Origin of the sequence: Bradyrhizobium sp. Bra64 (assembly GCF_024519875.1) — a bacterium.
GTDB classification, from domain to species: domain Bacteria; phylum Pseudomonadota; class Alphaproteobacteria; order Rhizobiales; family Xanthobacteraceae; genus Bradyrhizobium; species Bradyrhizobium japonicum_G.
The window spans coordinates 519,976-541,661 of record NZ_JALJRD010000002.1 but is presented as its reverse complement, the minus strand read 5'-3'; the positions used below and the strand labels follow the sequence as shown (position 1 = coordinate 541,661).

Here is a 21,686-nt window from a genome sequence, read left to right as displayed (position 1 = left end):
TGCACCAATCCGCTTCTCAAGTCCCCGGCGGCACCCCGATACTGACCAATGAGCTGCAATATCCGCACCATCGGCTTCTCGCACGCGGTAACTGCCCACCCCTGTCGGGGCTCCGGTGCATGGAGGCGCAATACTTTGTGTCAAAAAATCGGCAGCAAGGAAAGACCGAATGAACTTTGGTTCCCTGCTGGATCAATTTATCGGTATCATAGTAGAGGGCATCTCCGTGAGCAAATGGGCGTCATTTGTGCCCACTCCTTCGTCACGTTCCCGCCTCAACTGACCGGCTATACCGACCGACCCGCATGATTTTGCCGCAGTCTGTCGCTGTTTACCTCGAACCTCCTTGCGGCGAGAACCACTCAAAACAGCAATAGGTTTCGCCCGGGAACTCCGATAAACAGCGGGCGTTTCCGGCAAGCCGTTAACCGCAGAAAGAAAAGAAGTGCTGCAAAGCGTAGTCGTTGCCGTCGTCAGGGCCTGCACCCGGTTTGCCTCCCTCGTCGTCATTCTCGGGCTCCTGCTGGCGGTGGGGGCGGGCTACTACACGTCCCAGCACTTCGCCATCAATACCGACATCAATTCGCTGATTGCCCAGAATCTGGACTGGCGCCAGCGCGACCAGCAGTTCGATCGCGCCTTCGACCGCGATGCGACGATTACGGCGGTCGTCGAGGCCAAGACGCCGGAGATGGCGACCGCGGCTTCGGACGCGCTCTTTGCCAAGCTGAAGGACGACAAGACCAACTTCCAGTCGATGCAGCAACTCGGCACCGGCGAGTTTTTCGAGAAGAACGGCCTGTTGTTCCTGCCGACCGAGGAAGTCAGCAAGATCACCGGCCAGTTCCAATCCGCAGCGCCCCTCATCGAGATCATGGCGGGCGATCCCTCGATCCGCGGCCTGACCGGTGCCCTTGAAACGGGACTCGCCGGCGTCAAGCGCGGCCAGGTCAAGCTCGACAATACCGAGCGACCCTTCAACCTGATCGCGCAGACGGTCGAGACCGTGCTCAACAAGGGCAATGCGAGCTTCTCCTGGCGCGAGCTCGTCAGCGACGAGCCGCTGACGGATTCGGACAAGCGTGCTTTCATCGAATTCAAACCGGTCCTCGACTACAACGCGCTGGAGCCCGGCAAGGGCGCCACCGACGCGATCCGCAAGGCCGCGATCGATCTCGATTTTCCGACCAAATACCAGGCGCGGGTGCGGCTGACCGGTCCGGTCCCGATCGCCAACGAGGAATACGCCACCGTGCAGGAAGGCGCCGTCGTCAACGGCATCGGCACGGTTCTCGTCGTGCTCCTGATCCTGTGGCTGGCGCTGCATTCGGCGAAGATCATCTTCGCGGTGTTTATCAATCTCTTCGTGGGCCTTGCCTTGACGACCGCAGCCGGCCTGATGATGGTCGGCTCGCTCAATCTCTTGTCGATCGCATTCGCGGTGCTGTTCGTCGGCCTCGGCGTCGACTTCGGCATCCAGTACAGCGTCCGCTACCGTTCGGAGCGCTACAAGCACAACGATCTCTCGGGCGCGCTGGTGCTGGCGGCCAAGCGCTCGGCGATCCCGTTGTCGCTGGCGGCGATGGCGACCGCGGCCGGCTTCCTCTGCTTCATCCCGACCGACTACAAGGGTATTGCCGAACTCGGCCAGATCGCGGGCGTCGGCATGCTGGTCGCCTTCGTCTCCTCGATCACCATCCTCCCGGCGCTGCTGAAGCTGTTGAATCCGCCCGGCGAGAAGGAGCCGGTCGGTTACGCCTTCCTGGCGCCGCTCGACTATTTTCTGGAAAAGCACCGCGTGCTGGTGGTGGGCGGCACGCTGCTGCTGGCGGTCGCCGGCCTGCCGCTGCTCTACTTCATGAAGTTCGACTTCAACCCGATGAACCTGCGCAACCCGAAGGCCGAATCGATCGCGACTTTCCTCGACCTGCGCAAGGATCCCAACACCGGCGCCAACGCTATCAACGTGATGACAACGTCCGAGGAGCAGGCGAGGCAGGTCGAGACGAAGCTGGAGAAGGTCCCCGAGGTGCTGCGGGTGATGTCGCTCAACAGCTTCGTGCCGGAGGACCAGCCGCCGAAGCTGAAGCTGCTTGCGCAGGGCGCCAAGGTGCTGAACCCCGCGCTCAATCCCGACCAGATCGACGCTGCGCCTTCGGACCAGGAAAACGTCGATGCGCTGAAATCCTCGGTCGACAATCTGCGCCGCACCGCGGGTGATGCGAAGGGCGCGGGTGCGGTCGCCTCGCGCCGGCTGGCGGACGCGCTCGAAAAGCTCGCCAATGGCGACGAGGCCACGCGCAACAAGGCGCAGGACGTGTTCATCACGCCGCTGAAGATCGCGTTCGACCAGCTCAGGAATGCGATGCAGGCCGACACGGTGACCCTGAAGTCATTGCCGCCCGACCTCGTCAACGCCTGGAAGAGCAAGGACGGCATCATCCGCGTCGAGGCGCTGCCCAAAGGCGATCCCAACGACAACGACACGCTGCGCAAATTTGCGGCGGCAGTGCTCGTTGCCGAGCCGACCGCGATCGGCGGGCCGGTCTCGATCCTGAAATCCGGCGACACCGTGGTGAGGGCGTTCATCCATGCCGGCATCTATGCCCTGCTGGTGATCGGCCTGTTGCTGTGGATCACGCTGCGCAGGTTCGTTGACGTGCTGATGACGCTGGTGCCGCTCCTGGTCGCCGGCGCGGTGACGCTCGAGATCTGCGTGCTGATCGGCCTGCCGCTCAACTTCGCCAATATCGTCGCGTTTCCGCTGCTGCTCGGCGTCGGCGTCGCCTTCAAGATCTATTATGTCGTGGCCTGGCGCTCGGGCAGGACAAACCTGCTCCAGACCAGCCTGACACGCGCGATCTTTTTCAGCGCGCTGACGACGGCGACCGCGTTCGGCAGTCTGTGGCTGTCGAGCCATCCTGGAACGTCCAGCATGGGCAAGCTGCTCGCTCTCTCGCTGGTGACGACGCTTGCCGCAGTGCTGCTGTTCCAGCCGGCCCTAATGGGCAAACCCCGCAATCTCAGGGAGTAGGCAGATGTCGCCGACCGGGTCGGGGGCACTCTTCTGACCGGGCTTGGCTGCGCCGGCGGCCTTCGGGGCTGCTGACGCAGGCGCCGCGGCCATGGCACCCGTCGTTGCCTGGGCTTTCGGCGCCGCGCCGGTGGACTTCGGCATACCCTTGGCCATGGCGTTGGCGGGGCTCAGGGGAATCGGCGGCCCGACCCGGGTCCAGGTCTCGCCGCCGCAGAGGAAGCCCATCACGCAGCCCTTGATCTCGAGCTGATCGGTCCCGGCCGGCGTGATGGTTGCGCTGTAGAGCTGGCCGTCCTTGGCGTTGTAGACCTGTCCTTCCCACTGATCGACGCCGGGCTTCTTCTTCATGTCGATCAAGGTCGGCATGCCCAGCGTCGGCCTGTTCTTTTTCGAGGCATCCGGGTTGTTCTCGTCGCGGCCGCCTGGCTGTTTCTCCCAGGAAACCGCGCCCCACATGCTGCCATTGCATTGGGCGACACGAATGTTGGCGACGCCGTCGGCGACCCGCCAGTCGCCGGTAGGATCGGCGGCGAGCGCCGGGGTCAGGCCGGTGAAACCGCCAACCAGTATTAGTCCGGTGTAAAGGGCTAAACGCATGATAGTTCCTTGGCAGTGCAACATGTCCTAAAGCTGTGCTTGCGAAGATGGTCCGAAAAAGGGCAAAAGGCCGCACAGACCGTTTTCAGCAACGGTCCCTTTTCAGTTGACGAGACTGCCCTCAACCGAAGTATGTAGCGGATGCCCAGCCCAAATCCAGACATGTCTCAGCTATTCGCGGACCGTCAGGCCCAGCGCAGCGCCCTGCATAATCGGCATCTGAACGAGCAGTTCGTTCGGGTCCTCAAGACCATCGGTTACGACGTCGGCTTCCAGAAGGGGCAGGGGCAGTACCTCTACGACCGCGACGGGGCACGCTATCTCGACCTGTTGTCCGGCTTTGGCGTGTTTGCGATCGGGCGTAATCATCCCGTCATGCGCGAGGCGCTCAAGAGCGTGCTCGATGCCGACCTGCCCAACCTCGTCCAGTTCGACGTCTCGGTGCTCGCCGGCGTGCTCGCCGAGCGGCTTCTGAAGTACGTCCCCTATCTCGACAAGGCGTTCTTCGCCAATTCCGGCGCCGAATGCGTCGAAGCCGCGATCAAGTTCGCCCGCGGCGCCACCGGCCGGCCCGGCATCGTCTATTGCGCCCACGGCTATCATGGCCTGACCTATGGCGCGCTGTCGCTGACTGGGGATTCGAACTTCCGCACCGGCTTCGAGCCGCTGCTGCCGGGCTGCACCTCGATCCCGTTCAACGATCTGGCCGCGCTGGAAAAGGCGCTGGCCTCGCGCGAAGTCGCAGCCTTCGTCGTCGAGCCGATCCAGGGCAAGGGCGTCAACATGCCCACCGACGATTTCCTGCCGGGGGCGGCGGCGCTCTGCAAGAAATACGGCACGCTGTTCGTCGCCGACGAGATCCAGACCGGCATGGGCCGTACCGGCCGCTTCCTCGCGGTCGAGCACTGGAACGTCGAGCCCGACATGGTGCTGCTGTCGAAGTCGCTGTCCGGCGGCCACGTGCCGGTCGGCGCGGTACTGACGCGCAAGAGCATCTTCGACAAGATTTTTAATCAGATGGACCGCGCGGTTGTGCACGGCTCCACCTTCTCCAAGAACGACCTCGCGATGGCCGCCGGCATCGCCACGCTCGACGTCATGGAATCCGAGAAGCTGATCGAGTCCGCCGCCAAGCGCGGCGCCGAGCTGCGCCTGGCGCTGACGCGCATGGTGCCCGGCTACGAGCTGATGAAGGAAGTGCGCGGCAAGGGCCTGATGATCGGCGTCGAGTTCGGCCCGCCGAAATCGCTGAGGCTGCGGGCTTCCTGGAACGTGCTGGAGGCCGCCAACAAGGGCCTGTTCTGCCAGCTCATCACCGTGCCGCTGTTCAAGGATCACAAGATCCTGACCCAGGTGGCCGGTCACGGCAGCCATACCATCAAGCTGTTGCCGCCGCTGACCATCACCGAGGAAGATTGCGGCTGGATCGAGCGCGCCTTCGACGACGTCATCGCCGGCAGCCACAAGGTCCCCGGCGCGATCTGGTCGCTCGGCAAGACGCTGGTGGACAACGCGGTGAGACGTTCGGCCTGATTTTTTGCCGAGACGTTTCCGCAATCGTCATTGCGAGCGAAGCGACTTGTCCGCCGAAGCCTTTGGCGAAGGCGGAAGCAATCCAGACTCTGTTCGCGGAGGCAGCCTGGATTGCTTCGTCGCTTCGCTCCTCGCAATGATGTTGTGGGGTAGAGCTATCCCTCCACATTCGCCTTCATCGCCGCGTCGAACTTGTCGACGAACTCGGCGAGTTCGTCGTTGCCGATGTCGCTGACGGCCCAGAAGTTCAGGCCGCGCTCGCCCCAGCGGCGGCAGTTGAAGCCCTGCATGGTCTGGGTCTTCGGCGGCCGGTGTTCGGTGCTCGAGGTCTGCGATACGAACAGGTTGATCACGTGCTGCCGGCGCTTGTAGACGACGGCGCCGATGGCGCGGGCGTCGATATAGTCGAGCCGGCCGCCGACAAGCGTAAAGCCCTGCGCGGTGAGATCGATCACGGGCGGGGCGACATCGAGCTTGCCGTTGAACCACGGCTTGACTGTGTGCTGGTCCGTGGAAACCACGTCGATGAGATGACCGGCCTGGAGCGAGCGCAGATGCGCGGAGACGACTTCCGACAGGATGCGCTGCTGGTCGTCCTGGCGCAACACCACGGCGAAGACGCCGGAGGCGGCGAGCGCGGAGACCGCCGAACCCATCGCAAAGCCGCGCAGCACGGAGCGGCGGGTCGGCTGACGGCGCTCAGGCTGCGGCATCGAGGCCTCGATGCGGGCGCGCAGGCTCGCGGGTGCGGCGTAGCGTAAATTCGTATCGGCGAGCACGCGCTGCATGTCGCGCTGTGCTGCGAGCTCGGCGGCGCAGGCCGGGCAGCTGGCGACATGTGCTTCGACCTCGCGCGCGTGGCCGGCATCGAGCTCGTTGTCGAGCAGCGCGTGAAGCAGGATCCTTGCTTCGTCGCAATTCATCTTGCTTGCTCCTCTTCCGCCGTCCAGGCCGCGCGCAGCATGGCGCGGGCGCGGGCGAGGCGGGACATCACGGTGCCGACGGGCGCGCCGACTGCCTCGGCGATTTCACGATAGGACAGGTTGTTGATCTCGCGCAGCACGAATGTCTCCTTGAACGGCTCGGCCAGCGCGTCGATCAATTTGCGGATCGTGCCGGCATCGCGGCTGCGCAGCACTTCGGTTTCCGGGCTTGCCTCGGTCTCCTGCCATATCGGCGTCTGCTCGGCGGCACCGGGCATATCCTCGATCGCGCTGGGCCTGTGCGCGCGCCGCGCATATTCCGCGTTGCAGACGTTGCGCAGGATCGCGAACAGCCAGGGCTTCATCGCCGGCCCACGATAGCTGTCAAAGTGCTTCAGCGCGCGCAGATAGCACTCCTGCACCGCATCTTCAGCGTCGGAGGCATCGCGCAGCAGATAGCGCGCGAGCGTGTAGACGTCGTCGAGATAGGGCAGCGCCGCCTCGCGGAAGCGCTGCGCCTTCTGCAAATCTTCGTTGGCGGGCATCGCTCCTCGCTTTGCCTCTTGTTCTGCTCGTCGCGTTGTTTCGTCCCTGAGCGTGACCGAAGGCACACGCGCCCGGCCGGCGTGGGACCACCGGCCGGGCAGGACGTTGATGCCTTGGTTTGAGATGTTACTCAACCTTGATCATCCCCGTCATGTGCGGGTGCAGCGAACAAAAATACTTGTAGTCGCCCGCATTGGTGAAGGTGAACGAGAACTTGTCGTCGGTGTCCAGGGTCTTGGACCTGAACTTGCCGGCCGACACCACGGTGTGGGGAATGTCGTCCCGGTTGGTCCAGGTCACGGTGGTGCCGACCTTGATCTTGAGTTCGGCCGGCTGGAAAACGAAATTGTCGATATGCACGTCCATGTCGTCGGCACGGGCAGCTGTTGCGGGCAACAGGATGGCCGCGGCCACAGCGACACCGAAGTCGCGGCGATTGAGTGTCTTCATTGTCAGCTTCCGTTCAGCCCTGGACTCAGCCCTGCAGCGGCGTGTCGATGATCGCGAGCCGCTGCTCGTTCTGCTTGAAGTTGACGCTGGCAACGCCGAGCATCGAGCGGAGCCTGGCGTCCTCGACCTTCATCGGCCCGGGCGAGGGAGCCGCCCCGGGCGCCGGCTGCGGGAAGGCCGTTGAGCGCGCGGTGTGGAAGGTCACGTTGCCCTCGACCTTCTGCATCACTTGATGGATGTGGCCGTTCAGCACGGTGACCGAACCGAAGCCTTTCACCTGTTCCAATGCGCGGCCGCCGTCCTCGGTGCCCCAGCCCCATTCGGGATAGACCGTCCAGAGCGGGATGTGGGCGAACAGCACGATCGGGGTGGATTTCGACTTGCCCCGCAGATCGTCTTCGAGCCAGGCGAGCTGCTCGGCGCCGAGATTGCCGAGGCCGCCGGCCTTGAGATCGACGACGTTGACGAGGCCGATGAAGTGCACGCCGCCGGCGTCGAAGGAGTACCAGCCCGCACCCTTGGTGCCGCGGCCGTAGCGCTCGCGATAGAACTTCACCTCCTCGTCGAGGAAGTCATGCTCGCCGGGCACGTAATGCACGTCGAGCTTGCTCTGCGAGATGATGCGTTCGGCATTGTCGAACTCGGCGGCCTTCGACAGGTGCGTGATGTCACCGGTGTGGATCATGAATGACGGCTTGACCGGCATCGCGTTGATCTTGCCCACGGCTTCCTCCAGCGTGCCGAGCGCATTGGGATTGGCTGGCTTGTCGAAGCCGACATGGCTGTCGCTGATCTGGAGGAAGGTCATGCCGGGCGCGGCCGCGGTCGCGGCTTGCGCGGAATCGATGATGCCGAGCGAGCGCGGCACCCCGCCGGTGATGGTCCAGAGCACGCCAGTGCCGGCCCAGGTCATGCATTCCAGCACCTTGCGGCGACTCAAGCCGTCGTCGCCGTGATCGTGTCCGCTCATCGCGTATCTCCACTTCGCCCGGAATTGGGCTTCGGAGAGGTGATTGAGGGAGGGGTGGGTTTATTCGCGGGAGGCGATGACGTTTTCGTGAAGTGGTGGGAGCGGGGCCCGGATTTCGCTGCGAGACTGGGCTACGCGTTCAACGCGCATCCTCCAAAATCATCGCGGCGCCTTTCTCCGCAATCATCGCCGTCGGCGTGTTGGTGTTGCCCGAGGTGATGGTTGGCATAATCGAGGCATCGACGATACGCAGGCCGTCGAGCCCGTAGAAGCGCAGGCGCTCGTCGACCACCGCCATTGGATCGTTTGCCGCGCCCATCTTCGCGGTGCCGACGGGATGGAAGATGGTGGTGCCGATATCGCCGGCGGCTTTGGCAAGCGAGGCGTCGTCATCGCCGACGGAGGGGCCGGGCAGATACTCGCTCGGGCGGTACTTTGCGAGGGCCTTCTGCTGCATCAGGCGGCGGGTGGTACGGATGGCATCGGCGCCGACCTGGCGGTCGTCGTCGGTCGACAGATAGTTCGGCGCGATGATCGGCTTTTCGTCTGGGCTAGCTGCGCGCAGGCGCACGGTGCCGCGCGAGGTCGGCTGGAGATTGCAGGCGCTGACCGTGATCGCCGGGAAGCGGTGCAGGGGATCGCCGAACTTGTCGAGCGACAGCGGCTGCACGTGGAACTGGATATTGGCGCGCGCGCGAGTCGCATCGGAGCGTGTGAAGATGCCGAGCTGCGACGGCGCCATGGTCAGCGGGCCGCGGCGGCGGAAGGCGTAGTCGAGCCCCATCAGGCCGCGGCGGAACAGATTGTAATAGGTTTCGTTCAACGTGCGCACGCCGTCGACCTTGTAGATCGCGCGCTGCTGGAGGTGATCCTGAAGATTGCGACCGACACCGGGCTTGTCCATGACGATGTCGATCCCGAGCGGCGACAGCCAGTCGGCGGGCCCGATGCCGGAGCGATGCAGCACCTGCACCGAGCCGATCGCACCCGCGGAGAGGATTACCTCACGTTTTGCACGCGCTTCCATGACCTCGCCATTCTGGATGAAGCGTACGCCGACGGCGCGACCCTGCTCGATGATGAGGCGCTCGACCAGCACGTGCTTCTCGAGCCGCAGGTTGGGGCGGTTCAGCGCGGGCTTGAGGAAGCCGCGGGCCGACGACCAGCGCCGGCCGCGCTTCTGGTTGACGTGGAAATAGCTGGTGCCTTCGTTGTCGCCCGTGTTGAAATCCGGGATGCGCTTGATGCCCATCTCCTCGGCGGCGTCGCCGACGGCATCGAGAACGTCCCACGACAGCCGCGGCGCCTCGATGCGCCAGCCGCCGCCCGTGCCGTGATGTTCGCTGGCGCCGAGGAAGTGATCCTCTAGCCGCCTGAACAGCGGCAGCACGTCGTCATAGCCCCAACCGGTCATGCCGAGCTGGCGCCAGTGATCGTAGTCGGCGGCCTGGCCGCGCATCGAGATCATGGCGTTGATCGCGGAGCAGCCGCCGATCACCTTGCCGCGGGGATAGGCAAGCGAGCGGCCGTTCAGGCCCGGCTCGGCCTCGGTCTTGAACATCCAGTCAGAGCGCGGATTGCCGATGGCGAAGAGATAGCCGACCGGAATGTGGAACCAGATCCAGTTGTCGTCGCCGCCGGCTTCGAGAATGAGGACGCGGTTTTTCGGATCGGCCGAGAGCCGGTTGGCGAGGATGCATCCCGCCGTGCCTGCCCCGACGACAATGTAGTCAAACTCACCTTCGAGCCGGCTTGGCATTCTGTTTCCACCCAATAAGCGCATCATGTCCGGGCTTGTCCCGGGCATCCACGCACTTTCCGTCCTAATAGTCAGACGCGGACGGCCGGGACAAGCCCGGCCATGACGAGAGGACAGGGTTACCCTCGGCCCGCGGCAGTTGGGTGGACTGGCGCTTGCATGGTAGACAGTCCTGCATTTTCAACAAAGCTTGAGACCCTCCATGCCCATCGTGAACCGCGTCGCCGACCTTCAACCCGATATTCAGGCCTGGCGCCGGGACATCCATGAGCATCCTGAGCTGCTGTATGACGTCCACCGCACCGCAGCATTCGTCGCGGACCGGCTGCGCGAATTCGGCTGCGACGAGGTCGTGACCGGCCTTGGCCAGACCGGCGTGGTCGGCGTGATCAAGGGCAACAAGCCGGCCGGCGAAGGGCTCAAGACCATCGGCCTGCGCGCCGACATGGATGCGCTGCCGGTCGAGGAACAGACCAACCTGCCTTACGCCTCGAAGATTCCGGGCAAGATGCACGCCTGCGGCCATGACGGCCACACCGCGATGCTGCTTGGGGCGGCCCGCTACCTCGCCGAGACCCGCAATTTTGCCGGCGATGCTGTCGTGATCTTCCAGCCGGCCGAGGAGGGCGGCGCCGGCGGCGCGGCCATGGTCAAGGACGGGCTGATGGAACGCTTCGGCATCGAGCAGGTCTACGGCATGCACAACGGCCCGGGCATCCCGATCGGCTCGTTCGCGATCCGCCCGGGTCCGATCATGGCAGCGACCGACGAGGTCGACATCATGATCGAGGGCCTCGGCGGTCATGCCGCGCGTCCGCACAAATGCATCGATTCCGTGCTGGTCGGCGCACAGGTGATCACTGCATTGCAGTCGATCGTGGCGCGTAGCGTCGATCCGCTGGAATCGGCCGTGATCTCGATCTGCGAGTTCCACGCGGGAAATGCCCGCAACGTCATTCCGCAAACTGCGACGCTGAGGGGCACCATCCGCACATTGTCGCCGGAGGTGCGCAAGCTCGTCGAGAAGCGCGTGCACGAGGTTGTCGCTGGCGTGGCGCAGATCACCGGTGCCAAGATCGACCTGCACTACAAGCGCAACTATCCGGTCGTGAACAACCACGCCGCGGAGACCGAGGTGGCGCGGCGTATCGCAAGGCAAGTTGCGGGAGATGCCAATGTGCACGAGATGCCGCCGCTGATGGGCGGCGAGGATTTCGCCTACATGCTGGAAGCGCGCCCCGGTGCCTTCATCTTCTGCGGCAATGGCGACAGCGCCGGCCTGCATCACCCCGCCTACAATTTCAACGACGAGGCGATCGTGTTCGGCACGTCCTACTGGGTCAAGCTGGTCGAGGAATCGCTGGCGGCGTCGTAGGGCTGAATCCGAGCACAAATGATAAGGGCCCGTGCATCGCACGGGCCCTTTGTCCTCGAGTGATACGATTGTTCAGAACACCCGCGAGAACATGTAGTACAACGCTCCCGAGATGATCATCGCTGCCGGCAGGGTGAGCACCCAGGCCATCGCAATGTTGCGGATCGTCGCCCATTGCAGCCCCGAGCCGTTGGCGGCCATGGTGCCGGCGATGCCTGACGACAGCACGTGCGTTGTCGAGACCGGCAGACCGTAGCCGTCGGCCGCGGCGATGGTGGCGGCCGCGGTGATCTCGGCGCAGGCCCCTTGCGCGTAAGTCAGGTGCGTCTTGCCGATCTTCTCGCCGACCGTGACGACGATGCGCTTCCAGCCGACCATGGTGCCGAGGCCGAGCGCAATGGCGACCGCGATCTTCACCCAGCCCGGGATGAATTTCGTGGCGCTATCGAGCGAACCCTTGTAGGCGTTGAGCACGCTTACTTCGTCGGCGCTGAGTTCGGCTTCCTTGTCCTTCATCAGAAAGCGGAGCGCTTCCGAGGCGAGGTACATGTCGTTGCGGGTGTTGCCGACTGCTTCTGCCGGTACCTTCGCGAGCGAGCCATAGGTGGTGACCTGCTTGGCGATATCACGCACGAGAACGGCAAGTGACGGGAAGGTTCCACCGTTGACCTCGTGCTGAGCCACATAATTGGTGACGGCCGGCCGCGGGTTGCCGATCACGTTGTAGCCGGCGGCTTTGGCTTCGATCACCTTGCTGGCAGCGGCCGAGTTATTGACGAACGCCTCGATCTGTGTTTCCGGCAGCGCGCGGTTGAGCGCATAAGCCGTCGGCACGGTACCGATCAGGATCAGCATGATCAGGCCCATGCCCTTCTGGCCGTCATTGGAGCCGTGGAAGAAGCTGACCAGCGTGCAGGTGAGTATCAGGATGCCGCGGATCCACAACGGCTGCGGCTGGTCACCTTTGGGTTCACCGAACAGGGCAGGCGTGGCGCGCAGGAGCACGCTGCGCAGGATCAACAGCAGGACGGCAGCAAGCGCGAAGCCGAATAGCGGCGAAAGCAGGAGTGCCTTGCCGATATTGGTTGCCTGCGACCAGTCGACACCCGATGTGCCGCTACGGCCGTGCAGCAGCGCGTTCATGATGCCCACGCCCATGATCGAGCCGATCAGCGTGTGCGAGCTTGAGGCCGGCAGTCCAAAGTACCAGGTACCGACGTTCCAGATGATGGCCGCGATCAACAGCGCGAACACCATGGCGAAACCGGCGCTGGAGCCGACCTGGAGGATCAACTCGACCGGCAGCAGCGAGACGATGCCGAACGCGACCGCACCGCTCGAGAGCAGCACGCCGAACAGGTTGAACATGCCGGACCACACCACGGCGACATGGGCGGGCAGCGAGCGCGTGTAAATCACGGTCGCGACCGCATTGGCCGTGTCATGGAAGCCGTTGACGAACTCGAAGCCGAGCGCGATCAACAGCGCGACGAACAGAAGGATGAAGGGCGCGTAGGTCTTAACCTGTGTACCGGTGGCATCGACGTCGACCCAGATGCTGTAAGCAACGAACAGCAGCGCCGCAGCGATGACGCCCAGGTACACGATACCGGTGAGCGGATGAAAGCCGCGATCGAGGTCCGGGCCCCTGCCCAAGGCCGGTTCGATGGAGCCGGGCAAAGCAACGTCACTCATTGAAAATTTCTCCTGTCCCTGTGCTTCGATTTTGCGCGAGGCATGTGACAGGCGGTTGAAATGGGCGACTTGAAATGAGGGGACTTCTCGGTCGCATGGCGCCCTGCAGCAGGGCGCAGGTCAGGCCGCGCGTACGGCTTTCTTCTGCAACGACCCGGCGATCTTCAGATCTTCGACAAAGAGCTGATATTCCAGCGCTTTGTCTTCCGGATCGGGCAGCCGCAGCAAGTAAGATGGGTGCACCGTCACCAGCGCTTTGCGTCCGTCGGGAAGGTCGATGAGCCGGCCGCGGGTCTTGCCGATGGGGGTGATCCTGCCGAACACGCTTTGCGCGGCGGTAGCGCCCATCGCCACGATCAGATCGGGCTGGATTGCCGAGACTTCCCGTTCGAACCATTGCCGGCACGCTTTGATTTCAGGCGTATTCGGCTTCTGGTGCAGGCGGATCTTTCCGCGCGGCACGAATTTGAAGTGCTTCACCGCGTTGGTGACATAGACCTTCTTGCGATCGACACCGGCCTCCTCCAGCGCACGGTCGAGCATCTGGCCGGCCGGGCCGACGAAGGGATGACCGGCGAGGTCTTCCTTGTCGCCGGGCTGTTCGCCGACCAGCATGATGTTGGCGTGCTTCGGGCCCTCGCCGAACACGGTCTGGGTCGCGTCCTTGTAGAGATGGCAGGCGCGGCAATGCGCGGCTTCCTCACGGAGAGCTTCGAGATCGTTTGCGGAAGTCTTGCGAGTCATCGGAGCCTCCGGCCGCTTTTGGGGCTTGTGCGGATCGGTTGCGGCATTGGCGATCATGGCGCCGGTCATGCGCTCGGCGTCCTCGATCAGAGGCTTAATGATCGAAGCCTCGGGCAGGTTCCTCCAGTATTTCTTCGGCATCTCGGCCTGCATCGCCTTCACCTTGAGCCGGGCGGGATTGAAGATGCTGGCGTAGTAGCGCCGCCAGGTTTCCTCGAGCCGGTCTTCGCCCGGTGCCTCGCTCTTGCTGACTCCCGGCGTGAACGAGAGCGCATGGCCGTCCCAATGCGCACAGAGGTCCGGCGTCAGGATCGACCAGGGCATGTCGGCAAAGCGCTTGGCGAAGAATGGCGCGGCGAGTTCGACGATGTGATGCTCCGGCTCGAACCAGGCGACATAATGCGCTTCGCGTTCGCGGCCGATCTCGCGAAAGCGCACGAAGGCATGCATCTTGTGCTCGTCGCGATGGACGGCTCGGGCCATCGCAATGACCAGCGCGACGTCAGGATCGATCGCGACCTCGATCAGATCGTGATCGTCTTTCAGGCGCCAGAGCAGGCGATAGAGGATCGCAAAGCGTTCGGGATCGCGATGCAGGATCGCGGCCTTGGCGAGATCGACGAATTTGCCTGATACGTTGAAGGTGCCGTCGTTCACCGCGAGGATCGGAGACGGCGCTTGCGGCGCGAATAATTCTGCTTCGCGGCCTTGCACGGTCCAGGCGACATCGGTGGGCTGCACATGATGAAGCACGAGGCTGCGCGCAGCTTTGCGCCAGCCGTCGAAATCGGTTTCGTGATCGAGGATGATGTAGTGCATCAGAAGCCAAACCCCAGTTGTGTTGCCTTCGGCCTGAACCGCTCGATCAGCCCGGCGGCATCGAGGCGATGCGGCGAGGGGCGGTGGTCGCTGAGAACGATGAACGGCAGCGCCTTGTTGCGGGGCACGTGCAGCCGGGCGAGATCGGCGAGGCGGATTGTGGTGGTGCGCCGCGTCGCGATGATGCGTTCGACCGCCCTGGTGCCGAAGCCCGGCACGCGCAGCAGCTCCTCGCGGCTGGCGCGGTTGATGTCGAGCGGGAAGCGCTCGCGATGGCGCAGCGCCCAGGCGAGCTTCGGATCGATGTCGAGCGGCAGCATCGCGCTGTCGTCGACGATCTCGCCGACATCGAAGCCGTAGAACCGCATCAGCCAGTCGGCCTGGTAGAGCCGGTGCTCGCGCAGCAGCGGCGGCTGCACCAGAGGCAAGGCGCGGCTGGCGTCGGGGATCGGGCTGAAGGCGGAATAATAGACGCGCCTTAACTTGTATGAGCCGTAAAGATTGGAACTGGTGTGGAGAATGGTGTGGTCGGAGGCGCTATCGGCGCCGACGATCATCTGCGTGCTTTGGCCGGCGGGCGCGAAGCGTTGCGGCCTGGCCTTCGTCTTTGCTTTGCGGCTGTCCTCGGCCTCGTCCAGCTTCAGCCGCAGCCGGCCCATGGTACGGCGGATCGCGCGCACGTCCTTCTCCGGCGCAAATTGCTGCAGGCTCGTCTCCTCGGGCATCTCGATGTTGATGGAGAGACGATCGGCATATTTGCCGGCCTCCGCGATCAGCGCGTCGTCGGCCTCCGGAATGGTCTTCAGGTGGATGTAACCGCGGAAGTGATGCTCCTCGCGCAGTTTGCGCGCGACGCTCACCACCTGCTCCATGGTGTAGTCGGGGCTCCGGATGATGCCGGAGGAGAGAAACAGCCCTTCGATGTAATTGCGCCGGTAGAAGTCGAGCGTGAGCTTGACCACCTCCTCGACGGTGAAGCGGGCGCGCGGCACGTTGGAGGAGGCGCGGTTGACGCAATAGAGGCAATCGTAATTGCAGGCGTTGGTCAGCAGCACCTTCAGCAGCGAGATGCAGCGTCCGTCAGGCGCGTAGGAATGGCAGATGCCCATGCCGGGCGCGGTCGAGCCCATGCCCTTGCCGTCGCTGGAGTCCCGCTTCTCGGTGCCGCTGGAGGCGCAGGACGCGTCGTACTTGGCAGCGTCCGCCAGGATTTCCAGCTTGCGTTGCACGTCCATGTTTGAATCCCTTTGATTCCGCTCATGAATCCGACAGAGCGCCAATTCGATTGACTCCAGGGGCGCCGTTAGTTTTATATTAGAACATATCATGAACAATTGAGCCAGCCGCGGGTTCTTATTTTTGAGAGCCACCGGCAATCACCCCTGAAGGAGCGGCGACCATGAGCGGCGCACGCATCAGCGCGCTTGCGACCTTGCGCGGCCAGATCGAGCGCATCGAGACCGCGGAGGTCGTCCATCAGCGCGATCGCGTCGCGCTCGGCCATGGCGAGGTCGACAGCGCGCTGAAAGGCGGGCTCGCGCGCGCGGTGATCCACGAGGTGTTTTGCGAGGGGCGCCAGGGGACGGCCGCGACGGGTTTTGTCAGCGGGCTTGCGGGGCGCGTGACCGCGCGCAAACCGCTGCTGTGGGTGCGGCAGGATTTTTCGGAAATTGAAACCGGCGCGCTGTCGATGAGCGGGCTCGCCGAGCTCGGCCTCGATCCGCGCCGCGTGGTGATGGTGCGCGCCGCCGATGTCGAGAGCGCGCTACGCACGTCGGCCGATGCGCTCGCCTGCGATGCGCTGGGCGCCGTCGTGCTCGAGCTTTGGGGTGAGACGAGACAGTTCGATCTCGTGGCGAGCCGCAAGCTGACACTGGCTGCGCAAGGCTCCGGTGTCACCGGCCTGCTGCTGCGGATGGCCGCGCAACCGCTGCCGTCGACCGCCGAGACCCGATGGATGCTGCGGGCGGCGCATTCGCCGCCGGGGGTCGCGTGGAGCGCCTGGGGCGCGCCGCGTTTCGATGTTGAACTCTTGCGCAATCGTCACGGCCCATGCGGCCGGTGGATCATGGAATGGAAATGTGATGAGTGCCAGTTCTCTGAACCGTCGACGTATCCTCAGCCTGTGGCTGCCGCGCCTGCCCATCGACCGGATCCAGCGGTTCTTCAACGACGTCGGACTGGGTAATGACAAAGCGTTTTCAAGCGAAGTGGGTACCGGTTTGCGTGAAGGAAACGCGTCGAAACAAAAAGACGATCCCAGCATCGTCGTCATCAAGGACAACAATGCGCTGGTGATCCATGCGCTGGACGAGGCCGCCGAGCGCCTCGGCCTGCATATCGGCCAGCCCCTGGCCAATGCCCGGGCGATGTGCCCGGACCTGCGGGTGTTCGACGCTGATACCGTGGCCGATGCGAAGACGCTCAGCGACATCGCCGACTGGTGCGACCGCTTCACGCCGCTGGTGGCGCTCGATCCGCCGCATGGGCTGTTTCTGGACATTACCGGCTGCGCGCATCTGTTCGGCGGAGAAGCGGCACTGCTGCAGACGCTGGTCCGCGCGCTCGGCCGACAAGGCTTTGCCGTCAGTGCGGCAATTGCAGGCACCTCGGTCTGCGCGCGTACGCTGACGCGCCAGACCACGGGCACCATCGTTGCCGATGGCGGGGAGGCGGCGGCGATCAGCCGGTTTCCGGTGTCGGCGCTCGGCGCGGGCGAGGCCATCACCACGGGCTTGCGCCGCGCCGGCCTGAAGACCATCGGCGATGTCGCTTCCCGCGAACCACATGAAATCACGGCGCGGTTCGGCGCACGGTTCTCCACGCTGCTCGCGCATGCGCTAGGGCAGGGCGATGCGCCGATCAACCCGCGAAAACCGCTGCCCGACTACATCGTGGAAAAACGCTTCGCCGAGCCGATCGCAACCGACACCATGATCGCGATGACGCTGTCGCGGCTCGCCGACACGCTGATCGCGTCGATGGAGAAGCAGGGCAAGGGCGCGCGCCGGCTGGAAGCCGCCTTCTTCCGCACCGACGGCGCGGTGCGTGCGATCATGGTCGAGACCGGGAGGCCGGTGACGCAAGGCAAAGTCATCGATCGTCTGTTCCGCGAGCGCCTCGATGCGCTCGCCGATCCCCTGGATCCCGGCTTCGGCTTCGACATGGTGCGGCTGTCGGCGAGCCGGACCGAGATCGTGGTGCAGGAGCAGCGCGATCTCGACGCCCACGTCCACGACAATGACGAGCTCTCCGCATTGATCGACCGCATTGCCGCGCGCATCGGCGGAAAGCGCGTCGTCGTGCATCTGCCGCAGGACACCCATATTCCCGAATGTGCGGTGCTGGCCGCGCCGGCGCAGCATCATCTCGCTGCCGCCATGCAGGCCGAATGGCCCGCGCGCACCGAGAGTGAGCCGCCATTGCGTCCCTTGCGGTTGTTCGACAGGCCCGAACCGGTCGCGGTGCCGTTCGCGACCGTGCCCGACGGGCCGCCGCATCAATTCACCTGGCGGCGCGTGCAGCATGCCGTGGTACGGGTGGAAGGGCCCGAGCGCATCGCGATGGAATGGTGGCGGCAGGACGGCAGGCAGCTGACGCGGGATTATTTCCGCATCGAGGATGCCGAGGGCCTGCGCTTCTGGATCTTTCGCGATGGTCTCTACGAGGGGGAGTGTTTTGACGACGACGGCAAGCCTGTTCCTCCCGGCTGGTATGTGCACGGTCTCTTCGCATGAATGCGCCCGCTTATGCCGAGATCGGCATCACCACCAATTTCTCCTTCCTGCGCGGCGGCTCGGATCCGCGCGCCTATGTGCATCAGGCAAGCAAGCTCGGCATTCCCGTGATCGGCATCGCCGATCACAACACGCTGGCCGGCGTGGTGCGGGCCTACAAGGAGCTCGACAATGACAAGGTGCGACACAAGCCCAAGCTGCTGATCGGCACGCGCATCGTCTTCATCGACGGCACGCCCGACATTTTTGTCTATCCGCGCGACCGCGCCGCCTATGGCCGGCTGTGCCAGCTTCTCACCAGAGGCAAGCGCGGCGATGACATCACGCGGATCGAAAAGGGCGAATGCCATCTCAGGTTTGCTGACCTTCTCGAGTTCTCGGAAGGCCAGCTCCTGATCCTGACGCTGCCGCACCGTTTCGATGCGGCGCAGGCGCAGGACATTCTCGCCAAGCTGAAGACAAGTCGCGCCGGGGGCGTGTGGCTGGCGGTGAGCCTGATCTACCGCGGCGACGACCGGCGCCGCCTGGTGCGGCTCGATGATCTCGCCGCAAAAGCAAAAGTGCCGCTGCTCGCGACCAACGAGGTGCTTTATCACGATCCCGGCCGCCGTCCGCTTCAGGACGTGCTGACCTGCATCCGGGAAAAGACCACGATCGGGGCGGTCGGACGCAAGCTTGAGGCCAATGCCGAGCGCTTTCTGAAGACGCCCAGGGAGATGTCCCGGCTGTTCCGCGACTTCCCCGAAGCGGTCGCGGAGACCATGCGCTTTGCGGACAGGATCGAGTTCACACTCGACCAGCTCAAGTACCAGTATCCGGACGAGCCGGTGCCGCCGGGCAAGACCGCGCAAGGGCATCTGGAGGATTTGACCTGGGCGGGCGTGCAGACATATTTCGCCGGAAAGATCGATGAGAAGCTTCGCGCGACGCTGAAGAAAGAGCTCGCGCTGATCGCCGAGCTGAAATACGCGCATTATTTCCTCACCGTGCACGACATCGTGCACTATGCGCGCAGCCAGAATATTTTGTGCCAGGGGCGGGGATCGGCGGCGAACTCGGCCGTGTGCTACGTGCTCGGCATCACCTCGGTCGATCCGACCAAGGTCGATCTGCTGTTCGAGCGCTTCATCTCCAAGGAGCGGCTGGAGCCGCCGGACATCGACGTCGATTTCGAGCATTCACGGCGCGAGGAGGTGATGCAATATGTCTATCGCCGCTACGGCCGCCACCGCGCCGCGATCATCGCGACCGTCATTCATTATCGCCCGCGCAGCGCCATCCGCGACGTCGGCAAGGCGCTGGGCTTGACCGAGGACGTCACCGCCGCACTCGCCGACACCGTGTGGGGAAGCTGGGGCAAGGGCCTCAACGACATGCAGGTCAGGCAGGCCGGGCTCGATCCGAAAAATCCGATGATCAACCTCGCAGTCGAGCTTGCGACCGAACTGATCGAATTCCCGCGTCATCTGTCCCAGCATGTCGGCGGCTATGTGCTCACGCAAGACCGGCTCGACACCTATGTGCCGATCGGCAACGCCGCGATGGACGAGCGTACCTTCATCGAATGGGACAAGGACGACGTCGACGCGCTCAGCATGATGAAGGTCGACGTGCTGGCGCTCGGAATGCTGACCTGCATCAGGAAATGCTTTGATCTGATCGACCGGCACAAGGGTGAGCGCTGGGTGCTGGCGAGCGTCCCGCAGGACGATCCAAAAGTCTACGACATGCTGTGCCTCGGGGAATCGCTCGGCGTGTTCCAGGTCGAAAGCCGCGCACAGATGAACATGCTGCCGCGGCTGAAGCCGCGGACCTTCTACGATCTCGTCATCGAAGTCGCGATCGTGCGTCCCGGTCCGATCCAGGGCGACATGGTGCATCCGTACTTGCGGCGGCGGAACGGTCAGGAGGAGGTTCGTTATCCCTCGCCATCGCCCGAGCATGGTCCAGCGGACGAGCTCTACAAGGTGCTACACAAGACCAAGGGCGTGCCTCTGTTCCAGGAGCAGGCGATGCGTATCGCGATCGAGGCGGCAAAATTCACCTCCGAGGAAGCCAACGGCCTGCGTCGCTCGATGGCGACATTCCGCAATGTCGGCACCATCGGCCAATACGAAGAGAAGCTGATCGGCAACATGGTCGCGCGCGGTTACGATCCCAACTTCGCCAGAAGCTGTTTCGACCAGATCAAGGGTTTCGGCTCCTACGGTTTTCCCGAGAGCCATGCCGCGAGCTTCGCACAGCTCGTCTACATCTCCTCGTGGCTGAAGCATCATCATCCCGACGCCTTCTGCTGCGGCCTGCTGAACTCGCAGCCGATGGGCTTCTACGCCCCGGCGCAGATCGTCGGCGATGCGCGCAAGAACGGCGTCGAGGTGCGCGACATCGACGTGTCCTACAGTTTCGCGCAGAACACGCTGGAGGAGGGACGCGGCAAATATTGCGCCGTGCGCCTCGGTTTCCGCCAGATCGACGGGTTTCACTGGCTCGATGAGGATGAGGAGAGGCTGAAACGCTCTCAACCGTCATTCCGGAGTGCGCAACTTGTCCGCCGAAGCTCGGAGAGCGAAGGCGGAAGCGCGAGCCATGACGGGATTGTGCTCCCTCTCCCGGGGGAGGTGAAGGAAGACTGGGCCGCCCGCATCGTCGCCGCCCGCAATCGCCGGCCGTTCACCTCGCTGGAAGACTTCGCCCGCGACACCGGCCTGCCCAAGCGTGCGCTGATTCTGCTCGCCGATGCCGATGCCTTCCGCTCGCTCGGGCTCGATCGCCGCGAGGCGCTGTGGCAGGTGCGGCGGTTGCCCGACGACGTACCGCTGCCGCTGTTCGAGGCCGCCACCGCGCGCGAGCAGCCGGACGAGCACGCCAAACCCTTGCCGGTGATGCCGCGGGCCGAGCAGGTGGTCGCGGACTACCAGACCATCCGGCTATCGCTGAAGGGCCATCCGATGGAATTTTTGCGCGGGATGCTTTCGCGCGAGCGGGTGGTGGCCTGCAAGGAGATCAGCCACGAGAACGAGCGGCGACGCGTCCGCTGCGCCGGCGTCGTGCTGGTGCGGCAGCGGCCGGGCAGCGCCAGCGGCGTCGTGTTCATGACGCTGGAGGACGAAACCGGCATCGCCAATGTCGTGGTGTGGCCCAAGATCATGGAGCAGTACCGCAAGGAGGTGATGGGCGCGCGCCTCATCCTGGTCGAGGGCTATATCCAGAGCAGCCCCGAAAAGGTGACGCATCTGATCGCGCAGCGCATGGTCGACCGCTCGCACGATCTGGTCAGCCTCGCCAACGATGCACTCAGCCGCAAGCATCCAGTGCCGGCAGGCGCTACCGTGGTCGAGCCGCTCAACGACGACCGCCGCGACCACGCGGATACCCCCGCGCAAAAGATCCGCCACCCCCGCAACGTCCGCATCCTGCCGCCGTCGCGCGATTTTCATTGAGGTGCTTCCCTCTAACGAAGCTGCCGTAGGGTGGGCAAAGGCGCGTAAGCGCCGTGCCCAC

Annotated in this window: 15 protein-coding genes; 6 read left to right on the top strand and 9 right to left on the bottom strand. The window is 64.2% G+C overall.

All coding sequences use genetic code 11. The features are described from left to right. Positions 1 to 445: 445 nt before the first annotated feature. Entirely contained in the window at positions 446 to 3,034 is a 2,589-nt protein-coding gene (locus NR187_RS10055; RefSeq protein ID WP_211382856.1) for an MMPL family transporter, read from the top strand. Here the strand turns inward: NR187_RS10055 and NR187_RS10050 are convergent. Beyond that, a complete protein-coding gene (locus NR187_RS10050; protein ID WP_256806373.1) occupies positions 3,002 to 3,634 on the bottom strand; it encodes a DUF2147 domain-containing protein in 633 nt (210 codons plus the stop codon). The genes NR187_RS10055 and NR187_RS10050 overlap by 33 nt on opposite strands. A gap of 141 nt (positions 3,635 to 3,775) precedes the next feature. Between NR187_RS10050 and hpnO the strand changes: the two genes are divergently transcribed. Then, entirely contained in the window at positions 3,776 to 5,167 is a 1,392-nt protein-coding gene (gene hpnO / locus NR187_RS10045; RefSeq protein ID WP_256806372.1) for an aminobacteriohopanetriol synthase HpnO, read from the top strand. Between the two features lie 155 nt (positions 5,168 to 5,322). Here the strand turns inward: hpnO and NR187_RS10040 are convergent, their stop codons facing one another. From NR187_RS10040 to NR187_RS10020, 5 genes are all read right to left on the bottom strand, one after another. After that, positions 5,323 to 6,090 carry an anti-sigma factor gene (locus NR187_RS10040; RefSeq protein ID WP_256806371.1) on the bottom strand — a complete coding sequence of 256 codons (768 nt, stop codon included), beginning with the start codon at positions 6,088 to 6,090 and terminating at the stop codon, positions 5,323 to 5,325. Beyond that, entirely contained in the window at positions 6,087 to 6,635 is a 549-nt protein-coding gene (locus NR187_RS10035; protein ID WP_211382860.1) for a sigma-70 family RNA polymerase sigma factor, read from the bottom strand. Before NR187_RS10035 ends, NR187_RS10040 begins: the two co-directional genes overlap by 4 nt. A 127-nt stretch (positions 6,636 to 6,762) precedes the next feature. Continuing rightward, positions 6,763 to 7,086 carry a cupredoxin family copper-binding protein gene (locus NR187_RS10030; protein ID WP_211382861.1) on the bottom strand — a complete coding sequence of 108 codons (324 nt, stop codon included), beginning with the start codon at positions 7,084 to 7,086 and terminating at the stop codon, positions 6,763 to 6,765. A 25-nt stretch (positions 7,087 to 7,111) separates the two neighbouring features. After that, positions 7,112 to 8,056 (bottom strand): metallophosphoesterase, encoded by a 945-nt coding sequence (locus tag NR187_RS10025; protein ID WP_211382862.1) that lies wholly within the window; start codon positions 8,054 to 8,056, stop codon positions 7,112 to 7,114. Between the two features lie 139 nt (positions 8,057 to 8,195). Further along, a complete protein-coding gene (locus NR187_RS10020; RefSeq protein ID WP_256806370.1) occupies positions 8,196 to 9,815 on the bottom strand; it encodes a GMC family oxidoreductase in 1,620 nt (539 codons plus the stop codon). A 202-nt stretch (positions 9,816 to 10,017) separates the two neighbouring features. Here NR187_RS10020 and NR187_RS10015 point away from each other — a divergent pair, with 202 nt between their 5' ends. Next, on the top strand, positions 10,018 to 11,190 hold the full coding sequence (locus NR187_RS10015) for a M20 aminoacylase family protein (RefSeq protein WP_211382864.1): 1,173 nt from the start codon (positions 10,018 to 10,020) through the stop codon (positions 11,188 to 11,190). A 72-nt stretch (positions 11,191 to 11,262) separates the two neighbouring features. Here NR187_RS10015 and NR187_RS10010 read toward each other — a convergent pair whose 3' ends face one another. From NR187_RS10010 to NR187_RS10000, 3 genes are all read right to left on the bottom strand, one after another. Further along, positions 11,263 to 12,885 carry an inorganic phosphate transporter gene (locus NR187_RS10010; RefSeq protein ID WP_211382865.1) on the bottom strand — a complete coding sequence of 541 codons (1,623 nt, stop codon included), beginning with the start codon at positions 12,883 to 12,885 and terminating at the stop codon, positions 11,263 to 11,265. A 120-nt stretch (positions 12,886 to 13,005) separates the two neighbouring features. Beyond that, complete coding sequence (locus tag NR187_RS10005) at positions 13,006 to 14,448, bottom strand: UdgX family uracil-DNA binding protein (protein ID WP_256806369.1); 1,443 nt, start codon at positions 14,446 to 14,448, stop codon at positions 13,006 to 13,008. Beyond that, positions 14,448 to 15,683 (bottom strand): putative DNA modification/repair radical SAM protein, encoded by a 1,236-nt coding sequence (locus NR187_RS10000; protein ID WP_256806368.1) that lies wholly within the window; start codon positions 15,681 to 15,683, stop codon positions 14,448 to 14,450. Before NR187_RS10000 ends, NR187_RS10005 begins: the two co-directional genes overlap by 1 nt. 164 nt (positions 15,684 to 15,847) lie before the next feature. Between NR187_RS10000 and NR187_RS09995 the strand changes: the two genes are divergently transcribed. From NR187_RS09995 to NR187_RS09985, 3 genes are read left to right on the top strand one after another with little or no spacing between them, the layout of a single operon-like run. Beyond that, positions 15,848 to 16,636 carry an ImuA family protein gene (locus NR187_RS09995; protein WP_211382868.1) on the top strand — a complete coding sequence of 263 codons (789 nt, stop codon included), beginning with the start codon at positions 15,848 to 15,850 and terminating at the stop codon, positions 16,634 to 16,636. Then, positions 16,533 to 18,185 carry a DNA polymerase Y family protein gene (locus NR187_RS09990; protein WP_211382869.1) on the top strand — a complete coding sequence of 551 codons (1,653 nt, stop codon included), beginning with the start codon at positions 16,533 to 16,535 and terminating at the stop codon, positions 18,183 to 18,185. The genes NR187_RS09995 and NR187_RS09990 overlap by 104 nt, the downstream gene beginning before the upstream one ends. Beyond that, positions 18,182 to 21,625: an error-prone DNA polymerase gene (locus NR187_RS09985; protein ID WP_256806366.1), complete on the top strand. Its 3,444-nt coding sequence runs from the start codon at positions 18,182 to 18,184 to the stop codon at positions 21,623 to 21,625. The genes NR187_RS09990 and NR187_RS09985 overlap by 4 nt, the downstream gene beginning before the upstream one ends. The last annotated feature ends 61 nt before the right edge of the window (positions 21,626 to 21,686 follow it).

Bases quoted from the DNA above. Each gene is read 5' to 3' on its own strand.
- NR187_RS10015 (WP_211382864.1), top strand. From the start codon at position 10,018: ATGCCCATCGTGAACCGCGTCGCCGACCTTCAACCCGATATTCAGGCC.
- NR187_RS09995 (WP_211382868.1), top strand. From the start codon at position 15,848: ATGAGCGGCGCACGCATCAGCGCGCTTGCGACCTTGCGCGGCCAGATC.
- NR187_RS10005 (WP_256806369.1), bottom strand. From the start codon at position 14,448: ATGCACTACATCATCCTCGATCACGAAACCGATTTCGACGGCTGGCGC.
- NR187_RS10000 (WP_256806368.1), bottom strand. From the start codon at position 15,683: ATGGACGTGCAACGCAAGCTGGAAATCCTGGCGGACGCTGCCAAGTAC.
- NR187_RS10020 (WP_256806370.1), bottom strand. From the start codon at position 9,815: ATGCCAAGCCGGCTCGAAGGTGAGTTTGACTACATTGTCGTCGGGGCA.
- NR187_RS10025 (WP_211382862.1), bottom strand. From the start codon at position 8,056: ATGAGCGGACACGATCACGGCGACGACGGCTTGAGTCGCCGCAAGGTG.
- hpnO (WP_256806372.1), top strand. From the start codon at position 3,776: ATGCCCAGCCCAAATCCAGACATGTCTCAGCTATTCGCGGACCGTCAG.
- NR187_RS10010 (WP_211382865.1), bottom strand. From the start codon at position 12,885: ATGAGTGACGTTGCTTTGCCCGGCTCCATCGAACCGGCCTTGGGCAGG.
- NR187_RS09990 (WP_211382869.1), top strand. From the start codon at position 16,533: ATGAGTGCCAGTTCTCTGAACCGTCGACGTATCCTCAGCCTGTGGCTG.
- NR187_RS10040 (WP_256806371.1), bottom strand. From the start codon at position 6,090: ATGAATTGCGACGAAGCAAGGATCCTGCTTCACGCGCTGCTCGACAAC.
- NR187_RS10030 (WP_211382861.1), bottom strand. From the start codon at position 7,086: ATGAAGACACTCAATCGCCGCGACTTCGGTGTCGCTGTGGCCGCGGCC.
- NR187_RS10035 (WP_211382860.1), bottom strand. From the start codon at position 6,635: ATGCCCGCCAACGAAGATTTGCAGAAGGCGCAGCGCTTCCGCGAGGCG.
- NR187_RS10050 (WP_256806373.1), bottom strand. From the start codon at position 3,634: ATGCGTTTAGCCCTTTACACCGGACTAATACTGGTTGGCGGTTTCACC.
- NR187_RS09985 (WP_256806366.1), top strand. From the start codon at position 18,182: ATGAATGCGCCCGCTTATGCCGAGATCGGCATCACCACCAATTTCTCC.